Source organism: Phytohabitans flavus, assembly GCF_011764545.1.
GTDB classification, from domain to species: Bacteria; Actinomycetota; Actinomycetes; order Mycobacteriales; family Micromonosporaceae; genus Phytohabitans; species Phytohabitans flavus.
Map to the genome: position 1 here is coordinate 4,487,195 of NZ_AP022870.1, position 16,462 is coordinate 4,503,656.

General features: G+C 69.6%; 14 protein-coding genes and 1 pseudogene. 5 read left to right on the forward strand and 10 right to left on the reverse strand.

The genetic code is table 11. The features are described from left to right. Nucleotides 1-23: 23 nt before the first annotated feature. The 8 genes from Pflav_RS19590 to Pflav_RS47505 form a co-directional block, all read right to left on the reverse strand. Nucleotides 24-221: a hypothetical protein gene (locus Pflav_RS19590; RefSeq protein WP_173037445.1), complete on the reverse strand. Its 198-nt coding sequence runs from the start codon at nt 219-221 to the stop codon at nt 24-26. After that, nucleotides 221-856 (reverse strand): DUF5947 family protein, encoded by a 636-nt coding sequence (locus Pflav_RS19595; protein WP_173037446.1) that lies wholly within the window; start codon nt 854-856, stop codon nt 221-223. The genes Pflav_RS19590 and Pflav_RS19595 overlap by 1 nt, the downstream gene beginning before the upstream one ends. Then, entirely contained in the window at nt 853-1,455 is a 603-nt protein-coding gene (locus Pflav_RS19600; RefSeq protein ID WP_173037447.1) for a NifU family protein, read from the reverse strand. The genes Pflav_RS19595 and Pflav_RS19600 overlap by 4 nt, the downstream gene beginning before the upstream one ends. Continuing rightward, on the reverse strand, nt 1,448-3,244 hold the full coding sequence (locus Pflav_RS19605; RefSeq protein ID WP_232071639.1) for a nickel-dependent hydrogenase large subunit: 1,797 nt from the start codon (nt 3,242-3,244) through the stop codon (nt 1,448-1,450). The genes Pflav_RS19600 and Pflav_RS19605 overlap by 8 nt, the downstream gene beginning before the upstream one ends. 67 nt (nt 3,245-3,311) lie before the next feature. Beyond that, nucleotides 3,312-4,328, reverse strand: a complete 1,017-nt coding sequence (locus Pflav_RS19610) for an NADH-quinone oxidoreductase subunit B family protein (RefSeq protein ID WP_197938640.1) — start codon at nt 4,326-4,328, stop codon at nt 3,312-3,314. Then, nucleotides 4,325-4,738: a hydrogenase maturation nickel metallochaperone HypA/HybF gene (locus Pflav_RS19615; protein WP_173037448.1), complete on the reverse strand. Its 414-nt coding sequence runs from the start codon at nt 4,736-4,738 to the stop codon at nt 4,325-4,327. Before Pflav_RS19615 ends, Pflav_RS19610 begins: the two co-directional genes overlap by 4 nt. Further along, entirely contained in the window at nt 4,731-5,321 is a 591-nt protein-coding gene (locus Pflav_RS19620; RefSeq protein ID WP_173037449.1) for a hydrogenase maturation protease, read from the reverse strand. The genes Pflav_RS19615 and Pflav_RS19620 overlap by 8 nt, the downstream gene beginning before the upstream one ends. After that, complete coding sequence (locus Pflav_RS47505; RefSeq protein WP_197938641.1) at nt 5,318-6,817, reverse strand: hypothetical protein; 1,500 nt, start codon at nt 6,815-6,817, stop codon at nt 5,318-5,320. The genes Pflav_RS19620 and Pflav_RS47505 overlap by 4 nt, the downstream gene beginning before the upstream one ends. A 228-nt stretch (nt 6,818-7,045) precedes the next feature. Here Pflav_RS47505 and Pflav_RS19630 point away from each other — a divergent pair, with 228 nt between their 5' ends. Further along, nucleotides 7,046-7,381 carry a permease-like cell division protein FtsX gene (locus Pflav_RS19630; protein WP_173037450.1) on the forward strand — a complete coding sequence of 112 codons (336 nt, stop codon included), beginning with the start codon at nt 7,046-7,048 and terminating at the stop codon, nt 7,379-7,381. A gap of 190 nt (nt 7,382-7,571) precedes the next feature. Here Pflav_RS19630 and Pflav_RS19635 read toward each other — a convergent pair whose 3' ends face one another. Continuing rightward, nucleotides 7,572-8,822, reverse strand: coding sequence for an IS4 family transposase (locus Pflav_RS19635; protein ID WP_173042531.1), 1,251 nt, complete (start codon nt 8,820-8,822; stop codon nt 7,572-7,574). Nucleotides 8,823-9,250: 428 nt separating this feature from the next. Here Pflav_RS19635 and Pflav_RS19640 point away from each other — a divergent pair, with 428 nt between their 5' ends. Then, complete coding sequence (locus Pflav_RS19640) at nt 9,251-10,117, forward strand: SPFH domain-containing protein (protein ID WP_173037451.1); 867 nt, start codon at nt 9,251-9,253, stop codon at nt 10,115-10,117. A gap of 30 nt (nt 10,118-10,147) precedes the next feature. Beyond that, a complete protein-coding gene (locus tag Pflav_RS19645; protein WP_197938642.1) occupies nt 10,148-11,080 on the forward strand; it encodes an NADP-dependent oxidoreductase in 933 nt (310 codons plus the stop codon). Between the two features lie 18 nt (nt 11,081-11,098). On the opposite strand, the gene Pflav_RS19650 is transcribed toward Pflav_RS19645, so the two are convergent. Then, nucleotides 11,099-11,608: a MarR family winged helix-turn-helix transcriptional regulator gene (locus Pflav_RS19650; RefSeq protein ID WP_232071641.1), complete on the reverse strand. Its 510-nt coding sequence runs from the start codon at nt 11,606-11,608 to the stop codon at nt 11,099-11,101. Nucleotides 11,609-11,697: 89 nt separating this feature from the next. On the opposite strand from Pflav_RS19650, the pseudogene Pflav_RS19655 reads away from it, so the two are divergent. Both Pflav_RS19655 and Pflav_RS19660 read left to right on the forward strand, forming a co-directional pair. Next, nucleotides 11,698-14,876 (forward strand): annotated as a pseudogene (locus tag Pflav_RS19655) (methylmalonyl-CoA mutase family protein). A 278-nt stretch (nt 14,877-15,154) separates the two neighbouring features. Next, entirely contained in the window at nt 15,155-16,390 is a 1,236-nt protein-coding gene (locus Pflav_RS19660; RefSeq protein ID WP_173037453.1) for a right-handed parallel beta-helix repeat-containing protein, read from the forward strand. Nucleotides 16,391-16,462 lie beyond the last annotated feature (72 nt).

Consider the following 16,462-nt stretch of genomic DNA (forward strand, 5'->3'; position numbering starts at 1 on the left):
CCCTTTCGTGACATCGACCCGGATCAGCCGGGCGGCAGGTTCGGCATGGCGGGCACGATCGGCTCGTGCCGCTTCGGCCGGATACCTGTGGAACGCCGCGCGGTCACCGTGCCGTCGCCGCGGTGCCCCGCCTGGCGCCGCTTCGAGTTGCCCTGCACAACGCCGCGCGTGTGTGCCGAGATGTCGGGCGCCACGTCGGGCTTACCGACCCGTATTCCCATCACTCCCCCTCACTCGCTGCTTTCTTCGTTGGGTGGCGTGCCGGATCGCCGTCCAGTCCGGCGAAGAACGTGGCGACCTCGCGCCAGACGGCCGCGCCGCCGGACATGCCCGCCCAGTGCCGCCGGATGACCGCGACCAGCCGGTAGCAGTCGTCGATCGGCAGGAGCCAGGCCTCTTCGCGGTCGGCGCGGGCGTTCGCCCGGACGAGGAACGCCTCGACAAGCGGCGCCATCGCGGCCAGCTGCGGTGCCTTGCCTTCCATGCTGGCCCAATCCTCGGCGTCCACTGTCGACTCGGTGATGCCCAGCGGGCTCGGATAGTGGGCGGTCACCGCACCGCCGTCGTCCCGGACGAAGAACGCCAGGCCGACCGGCACGTCGAGGCCGCCGGCCGCGATCCCGGTCAGGCGGGAACGCCCGGTCGGGATCAGCCGGAAGTGGCCGCCGCCCGCCCCATCCCGGTCGAACAGCAACGTGCACGCCTGGCAGGCGCACATCGCGGACCGGTCCCGTTCGTCCAGCACGTGCCGGTGCCCGTCGCCGACCGGGCCGGCGCAGAGCCCGCACCGGTCCGCCGCGGCCAGCCGGCGGGACGCCGCCCGGCCGATCGTCCGGGCCAGAGCGCTGGCCGTCACGCGGGCCGTCCGCCGGGCGGGGCCGCGCCGCGCAGGAGCGACGGGTCGGCGGTACGGGTACGGACGGTGCTGAGCGGTATCAGCGGCGCCTGCTTCTCGGCCGCGACGAACGCCACCCCGGCCAGCTCGGGCGCCGCGGCCAGCAGCTCGTCGCGCACCACGTCCTCGACGGCGGTATCGGTGCCGCAGCTGCCGCATCCACCAGCGGACAGGCGGACCTCGGCGACGCCACCGTTCACCCCGACCAGCATCACGCCGTCCCCACTCGCGCCGAGCTGGGCGCGGGCGTCCGCGATCGCCCGCTCCAGCCGCATGCCTATCGGGTCGGGGTGCAGCCCGTGCAACAGCAGCAGGTGCCGCAGCAGCTCGTCGCCGGTGAGGACCTCTCGGACGTCGGCACCACTCGTGGCCGCGTCGACAGCCCGGCCGAGCGCCTCGCCGTACACCTCGGTGAGGGTCTCGACGGCCTCCCGCGCGACGTCGGCGGTGCGGCCGGGGACCTGCTCCAGCTGGCCGAGCAGCTCCTCGAGGCGGTGCAGTCGCTGCTCCAGCGCGGGGTCGTCCAGCCCCGGGGCGGCCGGGGCGGGCTGCTCAGCCATGGGTGGCACCGAACATCGGCGAGTGGATCTTCTTCACCGTACGGCCGCCGCCCACATACATGTGCACGCCGCACGGCAGGCACGGGTCGAAGCTGCGTACGGCCCGCATGATGTCGACGCCCTTGAAGTTGTCTGGCCCGTTCTCCTCGAAGATCGGCATCCCCTGGACGGCGTCCTCGTACGGGCCCGGGGTGCCGTAGCTGTCCCTCGGACTGCCGTTCCACGGAGTCGGCGGGTACGGGTGGTAGTTGGCGATCTTGCCGTCGCGGATGACCATGTGATGGGAGAGCACCCCGCGGACCGCCTCGTGGAAGCCGCACCCGATCGCCTCGTCCGGCACCTCGAACGGAGTGAACGTCTGCATGTCGCCGGTGCGGACCCGGGCCAGACCCTGCTCCAGGAACATGAGCGACATCGCCGCCGAGTACGCGATGTAGTAGGCGCGGGCACGGTCCCGCTCGATCGCGTTGGACCACTGGGGGATATTCCACTCGAGGGTCATCTCCGGCAGCTTGTGGCCCTTGGGGAGGGAGATCTGCACGCTGCGGCCGGTGGACTTGACGTACGGCGTGTCGACAAGGCCGGCAAGAGCGGTGGTGTAGAGCCGGGCGAAGGGACCGCCGCCGGTGTCCAGCGCCAGGTGCTGGCCGCTCTTCTTGTCGTACCAGCGCGGGCTCATCACCCAGCTGTACTTGTCGTCGAAGTCGCGCTTCTGCGGCGCCGGCAGCGTGGTCTGGTTCCACGGGTGCCGCATGTCGACGGGGTTGCCGAGCGGGTCGTGCGTGACGAACGGCTGCTCGCCCGTCCAGTCCTCGTAGTACGAGCTGCCGAGCAGGATGCGGATGCCGAGGTTGATGTCGACCAGGTCCGTGGTCAGCAGCTTGCCGTCGACCACGATGCCGGGCGTGACGTACATGGCCCGGCCCCACTCGGACATCGTCTCGTACCGGTAGTCCACAATGGATGGATTTTGGAAGGCACCCCAGCAGCCGAGCATCACCCGCCGGCGGCCGACCTCCTCGTACCCGGGCAACGCCTCGTACCAGAAGTCGAAGACGTCGTCGTTCATCGCCACGGCCTGCTTGACGAAGTCGACGATCTCGATCAGCCGGCTCTGGTAGTCGGTGAACAGCGTCGGTTCGGGCATCGTGCCGACGCCGCCCGGATAGACCGTCGAGGGGTGGACGTGCCGCCCCTCCATGAGGCAGAACATCTCCCTCGTTGTACGCGAGACGCGCAGTGCCTCCTTGTACACCTCGCCTTCGAACGGGTTGTACGCGCGCAGGATGTCGGCGATGGTCTTGTAGCCGTGTACGTTTCGCCGGGGCGCCTGGGTTTTCTCGGCGCGGGCCAGGACGCTGGGGTTCGTCTGTTTGACCATCGCCTCGCAGAAGTCGACGAAGACGAGGTTGTCCTGGAAGAGCGTGTGGTCGAACATGTACTCGGCCGCTTCGCCGAGGTTGAGGATGAGTTCGGCCAGCGGCGGGTTCTTGATGCCGTACGCCATGTTCTGCGCGTACACCGAGCAGGTCGTGTGGTTGTCGCCGCAGATGCCGCAGATGCGGCTGGTGATGAAGCCGGCGTCGCGCGGGTCCTTGCCTTTCATGAAGACCGAGTAACCACGGAACAGCGAGGACGTGCTGTGGCACTCCACCACTTCGCGGTTGTCGAAGTCGATTTTCGTGTACACGCCCAGGTTGCCGATGATCCGGGTGATCGGGTCCCAGGCCATCTCGGTGAGCTGGCCCCGCGTCTTGCCGCCCGCCGCGCGTTCCTCGGTCGCTGTCACGCTCTGGTTCCCTTCGTCGATACGGCGTGGTGGTTCCCCGGGCGCCAACGCGGGTCGAACCCGCTGGTCAGCTCCGGGCCGTTGTGGCGCCACCGCGGCTCCCTGTTGACCGTGGCGTTGGTGAGGCCGCGCAGTCGCCGGATGAACGCGCCGTATGGCTTGACCAGCATCGAGGAGAGGCTGCCCCCGGCGGCATGTCCATGAACGGCATGAACATGTCGGGGAACCCGGGCATGGTGCAGCCGATGCAGATGCCGCCCACGTTCGGGCAGCCGCCGACACCGTTCATCCAGCCCCGCTTGGGCACGTTGCAGTTGACCACCGGCCCCCAGCACCCGATGGGTACCTGGCACTTGGGCGAGTTGTAGTCCTTGGCGAAGTCGGCCTGCTCGTAGTACGCGGCCCGGTCGCACCCCTCGTGGACGGTCTTTCCGAATATCCATTGTGGACGCAGCAGCTCGTCCAGCGGCGGTGGCGGCGCCGACCCGGCAGCGTGGTACAGCACCCAGGTCAATGTCTCCATGAAGTTCTCCGGCTGTACCGGGCAGCCGGGGACGTTGACGATCGGCAGCCCGGCTTTGGAGCGGAAGTCCCAGCCGAGGTAGTCGGCCAAACCCATGCACCCGGTCGGGTTGCCGGCCATGGCATGGATGCCGCCGTACGTGGCGCAGGTGCCGATCGCCACCACGGCCCAGGCCTTGGGCGCCAGCGCGTCGACCCACCAGTTGAGCGTCAGCGGTTCGCCGGTCATCGGGTCGTTGCCGAAGGACGTCCAGTAGCCGGCGCCGTTGATGTTCTCGTTCGGGATCGAGCCCTCGATGACCAGGATGAACGGCTGGTCGAGCTCGCCGCGCGCGGCGGCTCGGTACGGCGCCAGGAAGTCCTCGCCGCCGACCGTGGGCGACAGGACCTTGTTGTTCAGGTTGACCTTCGGCAGCCCAGGCACGAGGCCGAGGACGATATCCTCGATGGCAGGCTGGGAGGACGCGGTGATGGAGACGGTATCGCCGTCGCAGCTCATCCCCTCGGAGATCCAGAGGATCGTGACCTCGTCGACCCCGGCCTGCTCTATGGTGTCGGTCATTCGCGCGTCCTTCCCTCCGCCTGGGATTGCTTCGTTTGGGGTCGCTTCGCCTCCGGCTGTGGCCGCTTTGCCTCCGCTGCGACGGTGATCGACTCCAGGACGACGTCGTCGCTGCCGGTGACCTCGACGTCGACGGCGCCGCAGCGCCGGCACGCGACTACGGCCAGATGGTCGGTGACCGGTCCGCCGTGCCCGCAGCCGGCGCAATGCACGGTCATCGGCTCCAGGACGAGGTCGACCTCCACCCCCTCGGCGACCGTGCCGACCGCCGCTATCTGGATGTTCTGCGTCACTACGAGCGGATCTACCGGGTGGCCGCCGACCCGCACCCGGACGCCGGTCACCTTGCGGCCGGCTCCCCGGCGGAGCGCCGCCCGCACGATCGCGTCGGCAAGGCCGGTCTCATGCATCCGCGCTCACCTCATCCGGCCGCGCCCTACCCGCCGCCGCGTCGGGCTCCGGGTGGGTGGGCGGAGCGCCGGCGTCTAGCCGGGCCGCCTCTTGTGCCGCGAGCCGGCACACCGTCCGGACCGCCTCGTCCAGCGCGGCGGCCACCGGCGCCGAAAGCTCCATGCGCTCGTCGAGCACCGCGGGACGGCAGCCGACCACCAGCACCTTGGCCACCCGGCCGCCGAGGCCGCGCAGCAGCCGCAGCATCGCCACCGGGTCCATGCCGTGCCCGTCCGCGGCGGGCGCGTCGAGCACCTCGGCTGGCGTGAGCGTCCACTCTGGATGGTCGGGGTCCACGTCCAGGACGGCGACCGTGCCCGGCGGTTCGTCCAGCGGGAGCGCGTCGACGAGGACGAGCACGTCGTAGGCGCCACCGGACAGCTCGTACGCCAGGTGCACGCCACGGATCCCGTAGTCGGCGACGTCCACGCGGGGCGGCAGCTCGATCCCGGCGAGCCGCCGCACGACCTCGACACCGAACCCGTCATCGCCCAGGAACACGTTTCCGACGCCGGCGACGAGGACGCGGCCGCCGCCCGTCATGCCGATCCCGCCGTCCCGGCCGCCAGCGGCTCCACCTCGTCGGGCCGGAAGTGCCGCAGCCGCCCGTACCAGTGGTGCAGCTCGGCACCCGGGTCGTCGTCGACGGTCACGGCGAGGAAGCGCGATCCGTCGACGTCGAGCAGCACCTGCTCGACCCGCGCGCTGCGACCGGCCAGAAACATGTCGTGCGGGTCCGCGCCACCAAGTCGCGGGCGGAGCCGGACCCGGCTTCCCACGGCCACCCGCACGCCGGCCACGACGACGCTGTCCGTGGCCGGTGACACCTTGTCGTCCGCACCCGGCTCCCACCACCGCTCGGGCGGCTCCGCCTGCTCTTGCGCCGCCGGCCTGTCCGGCACCGGCTTCTCCGGGGCCGGCCTTCCCGGCGCTGGCCTTCCGGGAGCCGGCTTTTCCGGCACTGGCCGACCCACAGCCGGCCTTGCTCGAGCCGGCCTTCGCGGCACCGGCTTCTCCGCCGCCGGCGTTCCCAGCGCTGGCGCGGGCGGCGCCGGCTTTGACGGGGCTGGCCCTGGCGCGGCTGGGCGCAGCGAGCGGATCGCGCCGTGCAGGCGGTCCAAGACCTCGGGCGGCATAGCGTCGACCCGGTCGACGATGGCGGCGGCGCGGGGGTCGGTCGCTCGCGCCTCCCGCTTCTCGGCGTCGGTCAGGGTGAGCGTCCGGAGCGACAGGATCTCGTCGATCTCGGTGGCGTCGTGCAGGTCGCCGGGGCTCTCCGGCGCGACCCGCGGGTGGTCGTACAGGATGATCGGCGAGGACAGCAGCGCGTCCGCCGTGCCCTCCGGCCCGGCCAGCACCGGAAACGTGCGCACGTTTCGGCAGCCGCGGGCCGCGGCCGCCGCCCAGTCCGGCGGGTCGAGCAGCGAGTGGAAGCGGCCGGCGTCGACGCTGACCAGCGTGTGGGTGGCCAGCAGGCAGCGGGTCAGCGCCTCGTTCCGGGGCTCGTCGGAGCCGGTCGAGCGGTCGGTGTTCTCGACCCGGACGCGCAGGCGCAGGACCGGCTGCGCGGCCGGGCACTCCTCGATCGATACGGTCATCGTGGCGGCCAGCGGTCGGCGCCGGCGCACCAGGTGGACGGTCGTACCCGCATCGCCCAGCGCCGGCTCGACGATCTCGCCGCCCGGTATCGCTATGTCCTGCCGGCGCGGTCCGCTCCGCAGCTCGGCCAGCGTGGCCGTGAGGTCGACGGCGCATGGCACGGCCTCGTCGAACACGCCCCCGCCGCCGGCCGGGTCCACCAGGGACCGGCGCTGCACGTGCAGAAACCGCAGCACCACCGTGACGCTGGCCTCGTCGCCCGCTTCGACCAGGCACTCCGTCTGCTGCCACCAGGACTCGGCCGAACCGGCCACGCCGTCGTCCGGCGGCCCTTGCGCGCGCACCCAGGCCGGCGGCGCCAGCACCCCGAACTGCCAGCGAACCTGGTTCTTGCCGGACGACAGCCGGTACGGATAGAGCAGATATCCCTCGTACAGCACGGCGTCCGCGACCGCCCGCGCAGCCTCGACGCTACCGGTGAAGATGCCAGGCGTACCGATGACCGAACCCCCCGAAGCCGCGGGCGGAGACGCCGCACCGCCGATATCCGCTGGTGGCTGTATATCGCGGCCGAAGCACGACCCGTAAGTGCAGCGTCACCATAGGTGATGGAAGCACTTATGGCTGAGCGGCGCGGATACATTCCTCAACGCTGATACGCTGCGCCGGTGCGAAAGATCCTTCTCGTTTTATTTGCCGCCCTGGCCGGCGCGATGGCATGTTCCACCGCACGCGGCGAGGAATTCGACACGAAGGAGAAGCCGAGGATCACGGTGTTTCTCGATTCCGACTCGACGCGGGAGCAACGCGACGCCGTCGAGGCCGCGATCCGGGCGCAGGTCGGATTTGACACAGTCGAATATGAGTCACCGGAAGAGGCCTACGCGCAATACAAGTCGCTCATGGAGGACGATCCCGCCTTCGATGCGTCGGTCCGCCCGGAGAAGATGCCGCATTCGTTCCGTTTCACCACGACGGACCTGGAGGCAATGCCGTTCAGATAAGGCCGTCTGGGCAGGCCAGTAACGGTGTCGGTGGGCCGGGGTGACGAGTGATTCGGTCGGTGGGACGTTTGACTCGGTAGGAGTTGTGTCGGGCGCGTTTGATGACGCGGGGCAGGTCCGGTTGCGGCGGGGCGGGTTGGGCTGGCTGCGGATTTCGGTGAGCGCGTCGGTCAGGGCGTCGGAAAGGTGTTCAGGGGGTGATGGCCGCCTGGTCGGTGACCTGGCGGCGCACAACGCGTAGACCTTTGACGAATGACATCCGGTCCGGGTCGTAGCCGGCGGGGTCGGCGGCATCCAGGAGCAGCGCGCGGATGGCGTAGTGCGCCAGCAGCAGGCCCCACATTTGTTGTTCGGCCAGGTCCGGGGTCTTCGAGCGGAGGACCTCACCGCGACCGCGTAGGTCGGTCTTCAGTTCGTCCAGCGCGGATTCTTCCTCCCAGCGCTGGTGATACGCCTCGGCCAGTTCCACGGCGGGCACCTCGTGCGGGTCGGTGATGGTGGTGACCACGACGATCAGGTCGCCGTCGGGGTTGCGGTCCGGGACGGTGTACTCGACCACCCGGACCAGCCGGGCCAGGTCGCCGGGAACATCGTGGCCGGCTCTGGCCTGCTCGACCAGCCGGGCCCGCCGGGCGGCGCTCAGACCGGGAGCGTAGATCAGCGCCTGGTAGGAGCCGTCGGCCAGCCAGCGCAGGTGCCCGACGGACACCGACGCGCCGATCCGCCAGGCCAGATCGGCACCAGTAGCGGCGAACGCCTGGAACAGTTCGTAGGAGTACAGGCCGGCGTCGGCCATGACCAGCATGCCAGGACCGACCGCTGCGGCAAGGTCGGCGGCCAGGGTGCGTTCCCCTGTCCGGCAGCCGCCCAACACCGCGCCGACGATGGCGTGACTGCCGCACTCCGCGAGCGCGGCGACGTGCAGCTTCGGATACGCCGACGCTTTCGGCCCGGACCCCATCCGACCGAACCGTTCCACATTCTCCGCGGTGTCGGCCACGTCGAAGCTGGTCGCGTCGATCGCCATCAACCGGCGCCGGCCAAGCCAGGCGCCTTTCGTGCCGGCCATGGCCAGCGGCACCGCGGCCCGCTCGAACAACGCTTTCACCGGCTCTGGCCCGAGTCGCTGCCGGGCCTGCGTGATCGCCGACTTCGTCGGGACCTGCCAGCCGTCGTCCCAGGAACCGAGTTTGCGCAGATTACCGACCAGCCGACGCATCACCTCGTCATACGACTCCGCGAAAAACAACCCCATCGCGATCACGTAGCGGATCATCACGTGCGCCGGCAGCCGCCGCGACCGCTGCTCCCGCCGAGACGTGCGATTGAGAACCTCCTCAAGCAGGTCACGGCTGAACCGGGCCGACACCACACCCAGTCCGACATGATCGGTCAACCGACCCCACGCCTGCGTTTGCCCCACCGATGACGTCACGGCCAGCCACCGTACCGGCCTCCACAATCGACCCCAGCTCAGCACCCTCACCTCGACTGAAGCCCTATCTGAACGGCATTGGACCTGGAGGCGTACAACAAGATCCGCAATGGCTCAGTCCCGGACGATCTGAAGAAGATGCCAGGCGTGGCCGACGTCGTGATCCAATGCGCCACGATCGAGGAATGCGAAAAGACGCTCACCCCACCACCGACCAGCCGTTAGTCCGCTTCGCGAAGCCCTTCGGGATCCCGGCGCCTTGACATACGCCGTCACCGGAATCACGTTTCAAGTGATGGGCGTCGATGGACGGGCGCACACCCGCAACGTGCTGCTGGACGGTGGCTGAGACTACCTAGAAGTCGCGGGGTTGGGAGCCGTAGCCGCGGGTATCGGCGTGTGGGAGGGAACGGCGGACGCCGGAACGGGAGGCCATGGCAGCCGGCGTGATCACGATTATCGTCATCGCCATCATCCTGCTCATCGTGCTGGCGCTGAGCGTACGCATGGTGCAGCAGTACGAGCGGGGAAACGTGTTCCGCTTCGGACGCGTACTCGAAGGGGTGCGCGATCCGGGGCTCAGGTTCATCGTCCCGGTCGCCGATCGGATGGTGAAAGTCAGCATGCAGACCACGGTGATCGCCGTCCCGCCACAGGGGGCGATCACGCGGGACAACGTCACGCTGACGGTCGACGCGGTCGTGTACTACCGGGTGGTCAATCCGGTGAAGGTGCTGGTGAACGTCCGCGACTACCCCGCCGCGGTACTCCAGGTCGCGCAGACGTCCATGCGGTCGGTCATCGGCCGTACCGACCTCGACACGCTGCTCAGCGACCGCGAGCGGGTGAACGCCGAGCTCAAGAGCGTGATCGACACGCCCACCGAGCAGCCGTGGGGGCTGCTCGTGGAGCGGGTGGAGGTCAAGGACGTCGCCCTGCCCGACGCGATGAAACGGTCGATGTCGCGGCAGGCCGAGGCGGAGCGGGAGCGTCGCGCGCGGGTCATCTCGGCAGACGCCGAGTACCAGGCGTCCCGGCGGCTCGCCGACGCGTCCCGGACCATGTCCGCCACACCCGGCTCGTTCCAGCTGCGGCTGCTACAGACCGTGGTCGAGGTCGCCGCCGAGAAGGACAGCACGCTGGTGATGCCGTTCCCGGTGGAGCTGCTGCGCTTCTTCGACCAGTTCACCCAGGGCAAGCCCAAGCTCGAGCCCGTGTCCGGCGACGGCCACCGACCGCAGACCGCCGAAGCACAGCCCAGCGGGCAAAACCCACAGACCCCGCCGGGTCAACAAGGCTGAGCGGCCCTAGAGAGAGGGAGTGGAAAACCGGTGGCGGAGAAATGGATAGCACCCGAGTTCGGCGGGCCGGAGGTCCTCACGATGGTCGAGACCGACGTACCGTCACCGGCCGCGGGCGAGGTGACGATAGACGTGCGGGCGATCGGTGTGAACCCGACCGACTACAAGGAGCTCGCCAGCGGCCCCGAGCAGGCGCTGCCGAAGAGTGTCGGCTACGAGGTGGCCGGCGTGATCAGCGCGATCGGACCGGACACCGCGATCGCCTCCGGGGGCGGCGTGATCGGTGACCCGGTCGTCGCGTTCCGGATCGACGGCGGCTATGCCTCGCAGGTCACCGTGCCGGCCAAGTCCGTCTTCGCCAAGCCCGACACGATCGACTTTCCGGCCGCGGCCAACCTGATGCTCGCCGGGGGTGCCGCCGCCGAGGCGCTGCATGTGACAAGGGTGGGGCAGGGGGACACCCTCCTGGTGCACGGGGCGTCGGGCGCGGTCGGCGTCAGCGTCCTCCAGCAGGCGCGGAACCTCGGTGCCACGGTGATCGGGACCGCGAGCGAGCACAACTTCCCGCTGCTGCGCCACTTCGGTGCCATACCGGTCATGTACGGGCCAGGGCTCACCGAACGGGTGCGCGAGGCATCGCCGGGCGGCATCAGCGCGGCCATCGACGCGGTCGGTACCGACGAGGCCGTCGACACCACCCGCGAGCTGCTGACCGACCTGAGCCGCGCCGTGACGATCGTCCCCTCGGACCGGTCGCAGCGGGCCAGCATCCCCTCGATCGGCGCCACCGCGCCGGCGAGCGCGGCGTACCGGGACGCGGCCCGCCCGCAGCTCCTGGAAATGGCGGCGGACGGCGAGCTGGAGGTCCCGATCGCCCGGACCTTCCCGCTCAGCCAGGCCCGCGAGGCGCTCGATCTGCTGCGCGGCGGACACGCGGGCGGAAAGCTCGCACTCATTCCCTGACCAGCGCCGCCGAACCCCTCAGCGGGCCTCCGCCGCGTCGAAGTCGCCGGCATTTCCCCGCAGCTCGGTCAGGATCCGGATGAGGTCGTGCACCGACGAGTCGGAGATGCCGGGCTTGCTGAACACCTGCGTGTTCAGATCGCTTGTCGCGGCCTCGGCGACCGCGCGTCCCTCGTCGGAGATCTCGATGATCGTGGCGCGGCGGTCGCCGGGGTGGCGGATGCGGCGCACCAGGCCAGCGACCTCCAGCCGGTCGACGGCGTTGGTGACGCTGGTGGGGTGGACCTGGAGGCGCTCGCCGATGAGCGCCATGGGCAGGGTGCCCTTGCGGCTGAAGTAGAGCAGCATCAGCACCTCGTACCGCGCGAAGGTCACGCCGTGCGGCTTGAGCACGGCCTCCACCCGGGCGATGGCGATCTGGTGGGCCCGCATGAGCGAGGTGACCGCGGCCATGCCGTCGGCGGCCTCCGCCCATCCTTGCTCGGCCCACCGGCGGCGGGCGTCGGCGATCGGATCCAGCGGCAGCACGAAGGTCATCGTATCGGCTTCGACACTTTAATGGATGTCCAATAGTTGGATGTCCTAGTATCCAGTCATGCCTCTTCACGTGCCAACCCATCCGGTGCGTTTCGTCACGGCGGCGAGCCTCTTCGACGGGCACGACGCCGCGATCAACGTCATGCGGCGGCTGCTCCAAGCGCAGGGGCGGAGGTGGTGCACCTCGGCCACGATCGCAGCGTCGAGGAGGTCGCCGTCGCCGCGATCCAGGAGGACGCGCAGGGCGTGGCCGTCTCGTCGTACCAGGGTGGGCACGTCGAGTACTTCAGCTATCTCGTCGAGCGCCTGGCCCAGCTCGGCGCCGGCCACATCAAGGTGTATGGCGGCGGGGGCGGCACGATCGTCCCCGAGGAGATCACTCTGCTCGCCGAGCGCGGGGTGCGGATCTTCAGCCCGCAGGACGGCCAGCGGCTCGGCCTGCCCGGGATGATCAACGAGCTGATCCAGGAGTGCGACGTCGACGTCGCCCACACCCATGTCGACATCGAGGCGCTGCTCGCCGGTGACGAGACCGCGCTGGCCCGGGCGATCACCGTGCTCCAGGCCGGCGCGGACTCCTCGCTGGCCGCCGCCATACAGGCCACCGCGAATGCGCGGGCCGTGCCGGTGCTGGGCATCACCGGCACGGGCGGCTCCGGCAAGTCCTCGCTCACCGACGAGCTGGTCCGCCGGCTGCGCCGGGACAGCGAGGACAAGCTGCGGGTCGCGGTGGTCGCCATCGACCCGACCCGGCGGCGCAGCGGCGGCGCGCTGCTCGGCGACCGCATCCGTATGAATTCGATCGCGCCCGGCGTCGTGTACTTCCGCTCGCTGGCCACGCGCCGGCAGGACGGTACCGTCCCCGTGCACCTCGCCGGCGTCGTCGCCGCCTGCAAGGCCGCCGGCCACGACCTGGTGATCGTGGAGACGCCGGGGTCGGGCAGGGCGACGCGGCCATCGCGGAGTACGCGGACGTGTCGCTGTACGTGATGACGCCCGACTTCGGCGCGGCCAGCCAGCTCGAAAAGATCGACATGCTCGACCTGGCCGATGTGGTGGCGATCAACAAGTTCGAGCGGCGCGGCGGCGAGGACGCCCGGCGTGACGTGGCCCGGCAGCTCGTGCGAAACCGCGAGCAGTTCGGCACGCCGTGGCAGGAGATGCCGGTCTTCGGCACGAGCGCGGCCCGGTTCAACGACGACGGCGTCACCGCCCTCTACCAGCACCTCAAGGAGCTGCTCTTCGGGCGCGGGCTGGCCAGCTTCCCCGGCGTGTTGCCGCAGGTCACCGGCCGCGCGTCGACCGGGCTGACGTCGGTACTGCCGAAGGGGCGCGAGCGCTACCTGTCCGAGATCGCCGAGAGCGTGCGCGGGTACCACGCGACAACCGCCGAGCAGGTCGGGATCGCCCGTCGCCGCCAACATCTGTCCACTGTGCACACACTGCTCCCGGCGGAGGCGGCGGTGGCCGAGCTGCTGGACAAGACCGAGGGCGAGCTGGCCGGCGACGTGCGGGACCTGCTCGACAGCTGGCCGGCCACCCGCGACGCGTATCGCGGGGACGAGCTCGTCTACCACGTGCGCGACAAGGAGATCCGCACACCGCTGACCCGCGAGACGCTCTCCGGCAGCCGCGTGCCGCGAGTGGCGCTGCCCCGCGACGGCGACGACGGGGAGCTGGTCCGCTTCCTGCGGTCGGAAAACCTGCCAGGCGCGTTCCCGTACACCGCCGGGGTCTTTCCCCTGAAGCGGACGGGTGAGGCGCCGGCGCGGATGTTCGCCGGCGAAGGTGACGCGTTCCGCACCAACCGCCGCTTCCACCTGCTCAGCACCGGGCAGCCGGCGACCCGGCTCTCCACCGCGTTCGACTCGGTGACCCTCTACGGCCGCGACCCGGACCAGCGGCCGGACATCTACGGCAAGGTCGGCACCTCGGGCGTGTCCATCGCGACCCTCGACGACATGCGCGAGCTCTACGCCGGCTTCGACCTCTGCGCGCCGAACACGTCGGTGTCGATGACCATCAACGGTCCCGCGCCGACGATCCTCGCCATGTTCCTCAACACCGCCATCGACCAGCAGGTCGACGCGCTCGGCCGGACCCCGACCGACGAGGAGTACACGCAGATCCGGGCCCGCACGCTCTCGACCGTGCGCGGCACGGTGCAGGCGGACATCCTCAAGGAGGACCAGGGCCAGAACACCTGCATCTTCTCCACCGACTTCGCGCTGCGCTGCATGGCCGACATCCAGGAATGGTTCATCGACCAGCGGGTGCGCAACTTCTACTCGGTGAGCATCAGCGGCTACCACATCGCCGAGGCCGGGGCCAACCCGATCAGCCAGCTCGCCTTCACGCTGGCCAACGGTTTCACCTACGTCGAGGCGTACCTGGCCCGGGCATGGACGTAAACGACTTCGCGCCCAACCTGTCGTTCTTCTTCTCGAACGGGATGGACGCCGAATACACCGTCATCGGCCGGGTCGCCCGCCGGATCTGGGCCGTCGCCATGCGCGACAGGTATGGCGCCGACGAGCGCGCCCAGAAGCTGAAGTACCACATCCAGACGTCGGGGCGGTCGCTGCACGCGCAGGAGATGGACTTCAACGACATCCGCACCACCCTCCAGGCGCTCTGCGCGATCTACGACAACGCGAACAGCTTGCACACCAACGCGTACGACGAGGCGGTCACCACGCCCACGGCGCAGTCGGTACGACGCGCGCTCGCCATCCAGATGATCATCGACAACGAGTGGGGCCTGGCCGGCAACGAGAACGTGCTCCAGGGCTCGCACATCGTCGACCAGCTCACCGACCTCGTCGAGGAGGCCGTGCTCGCCGAGTTCGACCGCATCTCCGAGCGGGGTGGGGTGCTCGGCGCGATGGAGACCGGCTACCAGCGCGGCCGCATCCAGGACGAGTCGATGCTCTACGAGCAGCGCAAACACGACGGCTCGCTGCCCATCGTCGGCGTCAACACGTTCCTCGCCCCGCCCACCGACCGCGCCGAGGCGCCGCACCGACTCGAGCTCGCCCGCGCCACCGAGGACGAGAAGCGCTCGCAGATCGACCGGCTCGCCGACTTCCAGGCCCGGCACGCCGCGGACGCACCCGCCGCGCTAGCCCGCCTCAAGGCCGCCGCCGGCGACGGCGGCAACGTCTTCGACGCGCTCATGGAGGCGGTACGGCACTGCACGCTCGGCCAGATCAGCGACGCGTTCTTCGAGGTCGGCGGCCAATACCGCCGCAACGTCTAAAGATCTTCCGGGCTAAGGGTCATCGGATCTGTCCACAGTGGTGGTCACAAAACTTCTGAAAACCGGAGATCCGAGCTACCGCGACGTCCGCGGTGGTCCAGACCGCTGCTCCCGCAGCCTCACCCTCCGCGGTTCACGATCCAACCCCGGCCGGCGGGGCTGCCCGCCCTCGCGCGATGAGCAGCGCTGGCCGATCTTGGGCAACACCAAGGCGATCGTCAATGCTTTCTCATGATCCCCTCATGTAGTCCTTTTGAAGCTCCTCGACTCTGTGGGCCATGAAGACACGACTCCTCGTCGCCGCTGTCGTCGCGACGGCCGGTGTGGTCTGGGTGGCGCCCGCGCCCGCCATGGCCGCGCCCGCCTGTGGCGCGACAGTCACCGTCAACACCACCGTCACCGCCGATCTCGTCAACTGTCCGGGCGACGGCCTCGTCATCGGGGCGCACAACATCACGCTCAACCTCAACGGCCGTACCGTCGACGGCGTCGGCCTCGGTGTGGGCATCCGCAACAACGGCTTCGACAACGTGACCATCCGCAACGGCGCGGTGGCCGAGTTCGACTACGGTGTCGCGCTGAACCCCGGCACGCTGGGCAACCTCGTTACCGCGCTGACCGTCCGCCACAACGAGGTGGCCGGCGTGCAACTGTCCAATGCGGACTCCAACAACCGGGTCACCGGCAACGTCGTCGAGTGGCAGTCACAGCGCGGCATCGCGCTCCTCAACGACTCCACCAGCAACACGGTCGGCGGCAACACCGTACGCAACAACGCCGACGGCATCTACATCGAGGCGTCACACAGCAACAGCGTCACGACCAACGGGCTGACCACGAACAGCGACAAGAGCATCCAGCTGGTGAACGCGCGCAGCAACACCCTGCGGCAGAACACCGTGACGAGTGGCGGTGACACGGCGATCGAGCTGACCGGCTCGACCCTCAACGTCGTCGACAACAACACCGTCAACGGCACCGGTGACGCCGGTATCGCGCTCACCTCGTCGCCGAGCAACCAGGTGATCAACAACCGGGTGTCGGGCAGCAGCGACGCCGGCATCTTCCTCGACCTGTCCAACAGCAACACCGTCCGGTCGAACAACCTCAACGTCACCGGGCCGAACGCCGGCGGCATCGAGGTCATCTCGGCCAACGGCAACACGATCCAGTCGAACACCGTCAACGCGCAGCTCGGACACGGCATCGAGCTCCAGAACTCGGCCTCGAACCGGCTGCTCAGCAACACCGCGACGAGCAACAACGGCTCGGGCATCTACGTCACCGGGTCCGCCGGCGTGGCGGCCAACCTGGTCGAGGCCAACACCGCGAGCAGCAACAACGGCGACGGCATCAACATCTCCAACGCCGGCAACACGGTACGGCGCAACATCGCCCGCAACAACGGCGGCTGGGGCATCTACGCGACGACCGGTACGACCGACGGCGGCGGCAACCGGGCCAGCGGCAACAGCCAGGTCGCCCAGTGCTTCGGCGTGGTCTGCACCCCCTGACCCCGAGGTCCGGCACTGAAGCCGAGCGCGTGCCCCAGGACGCCGCGATCGTGTACGTCCTGGGGCACGCCC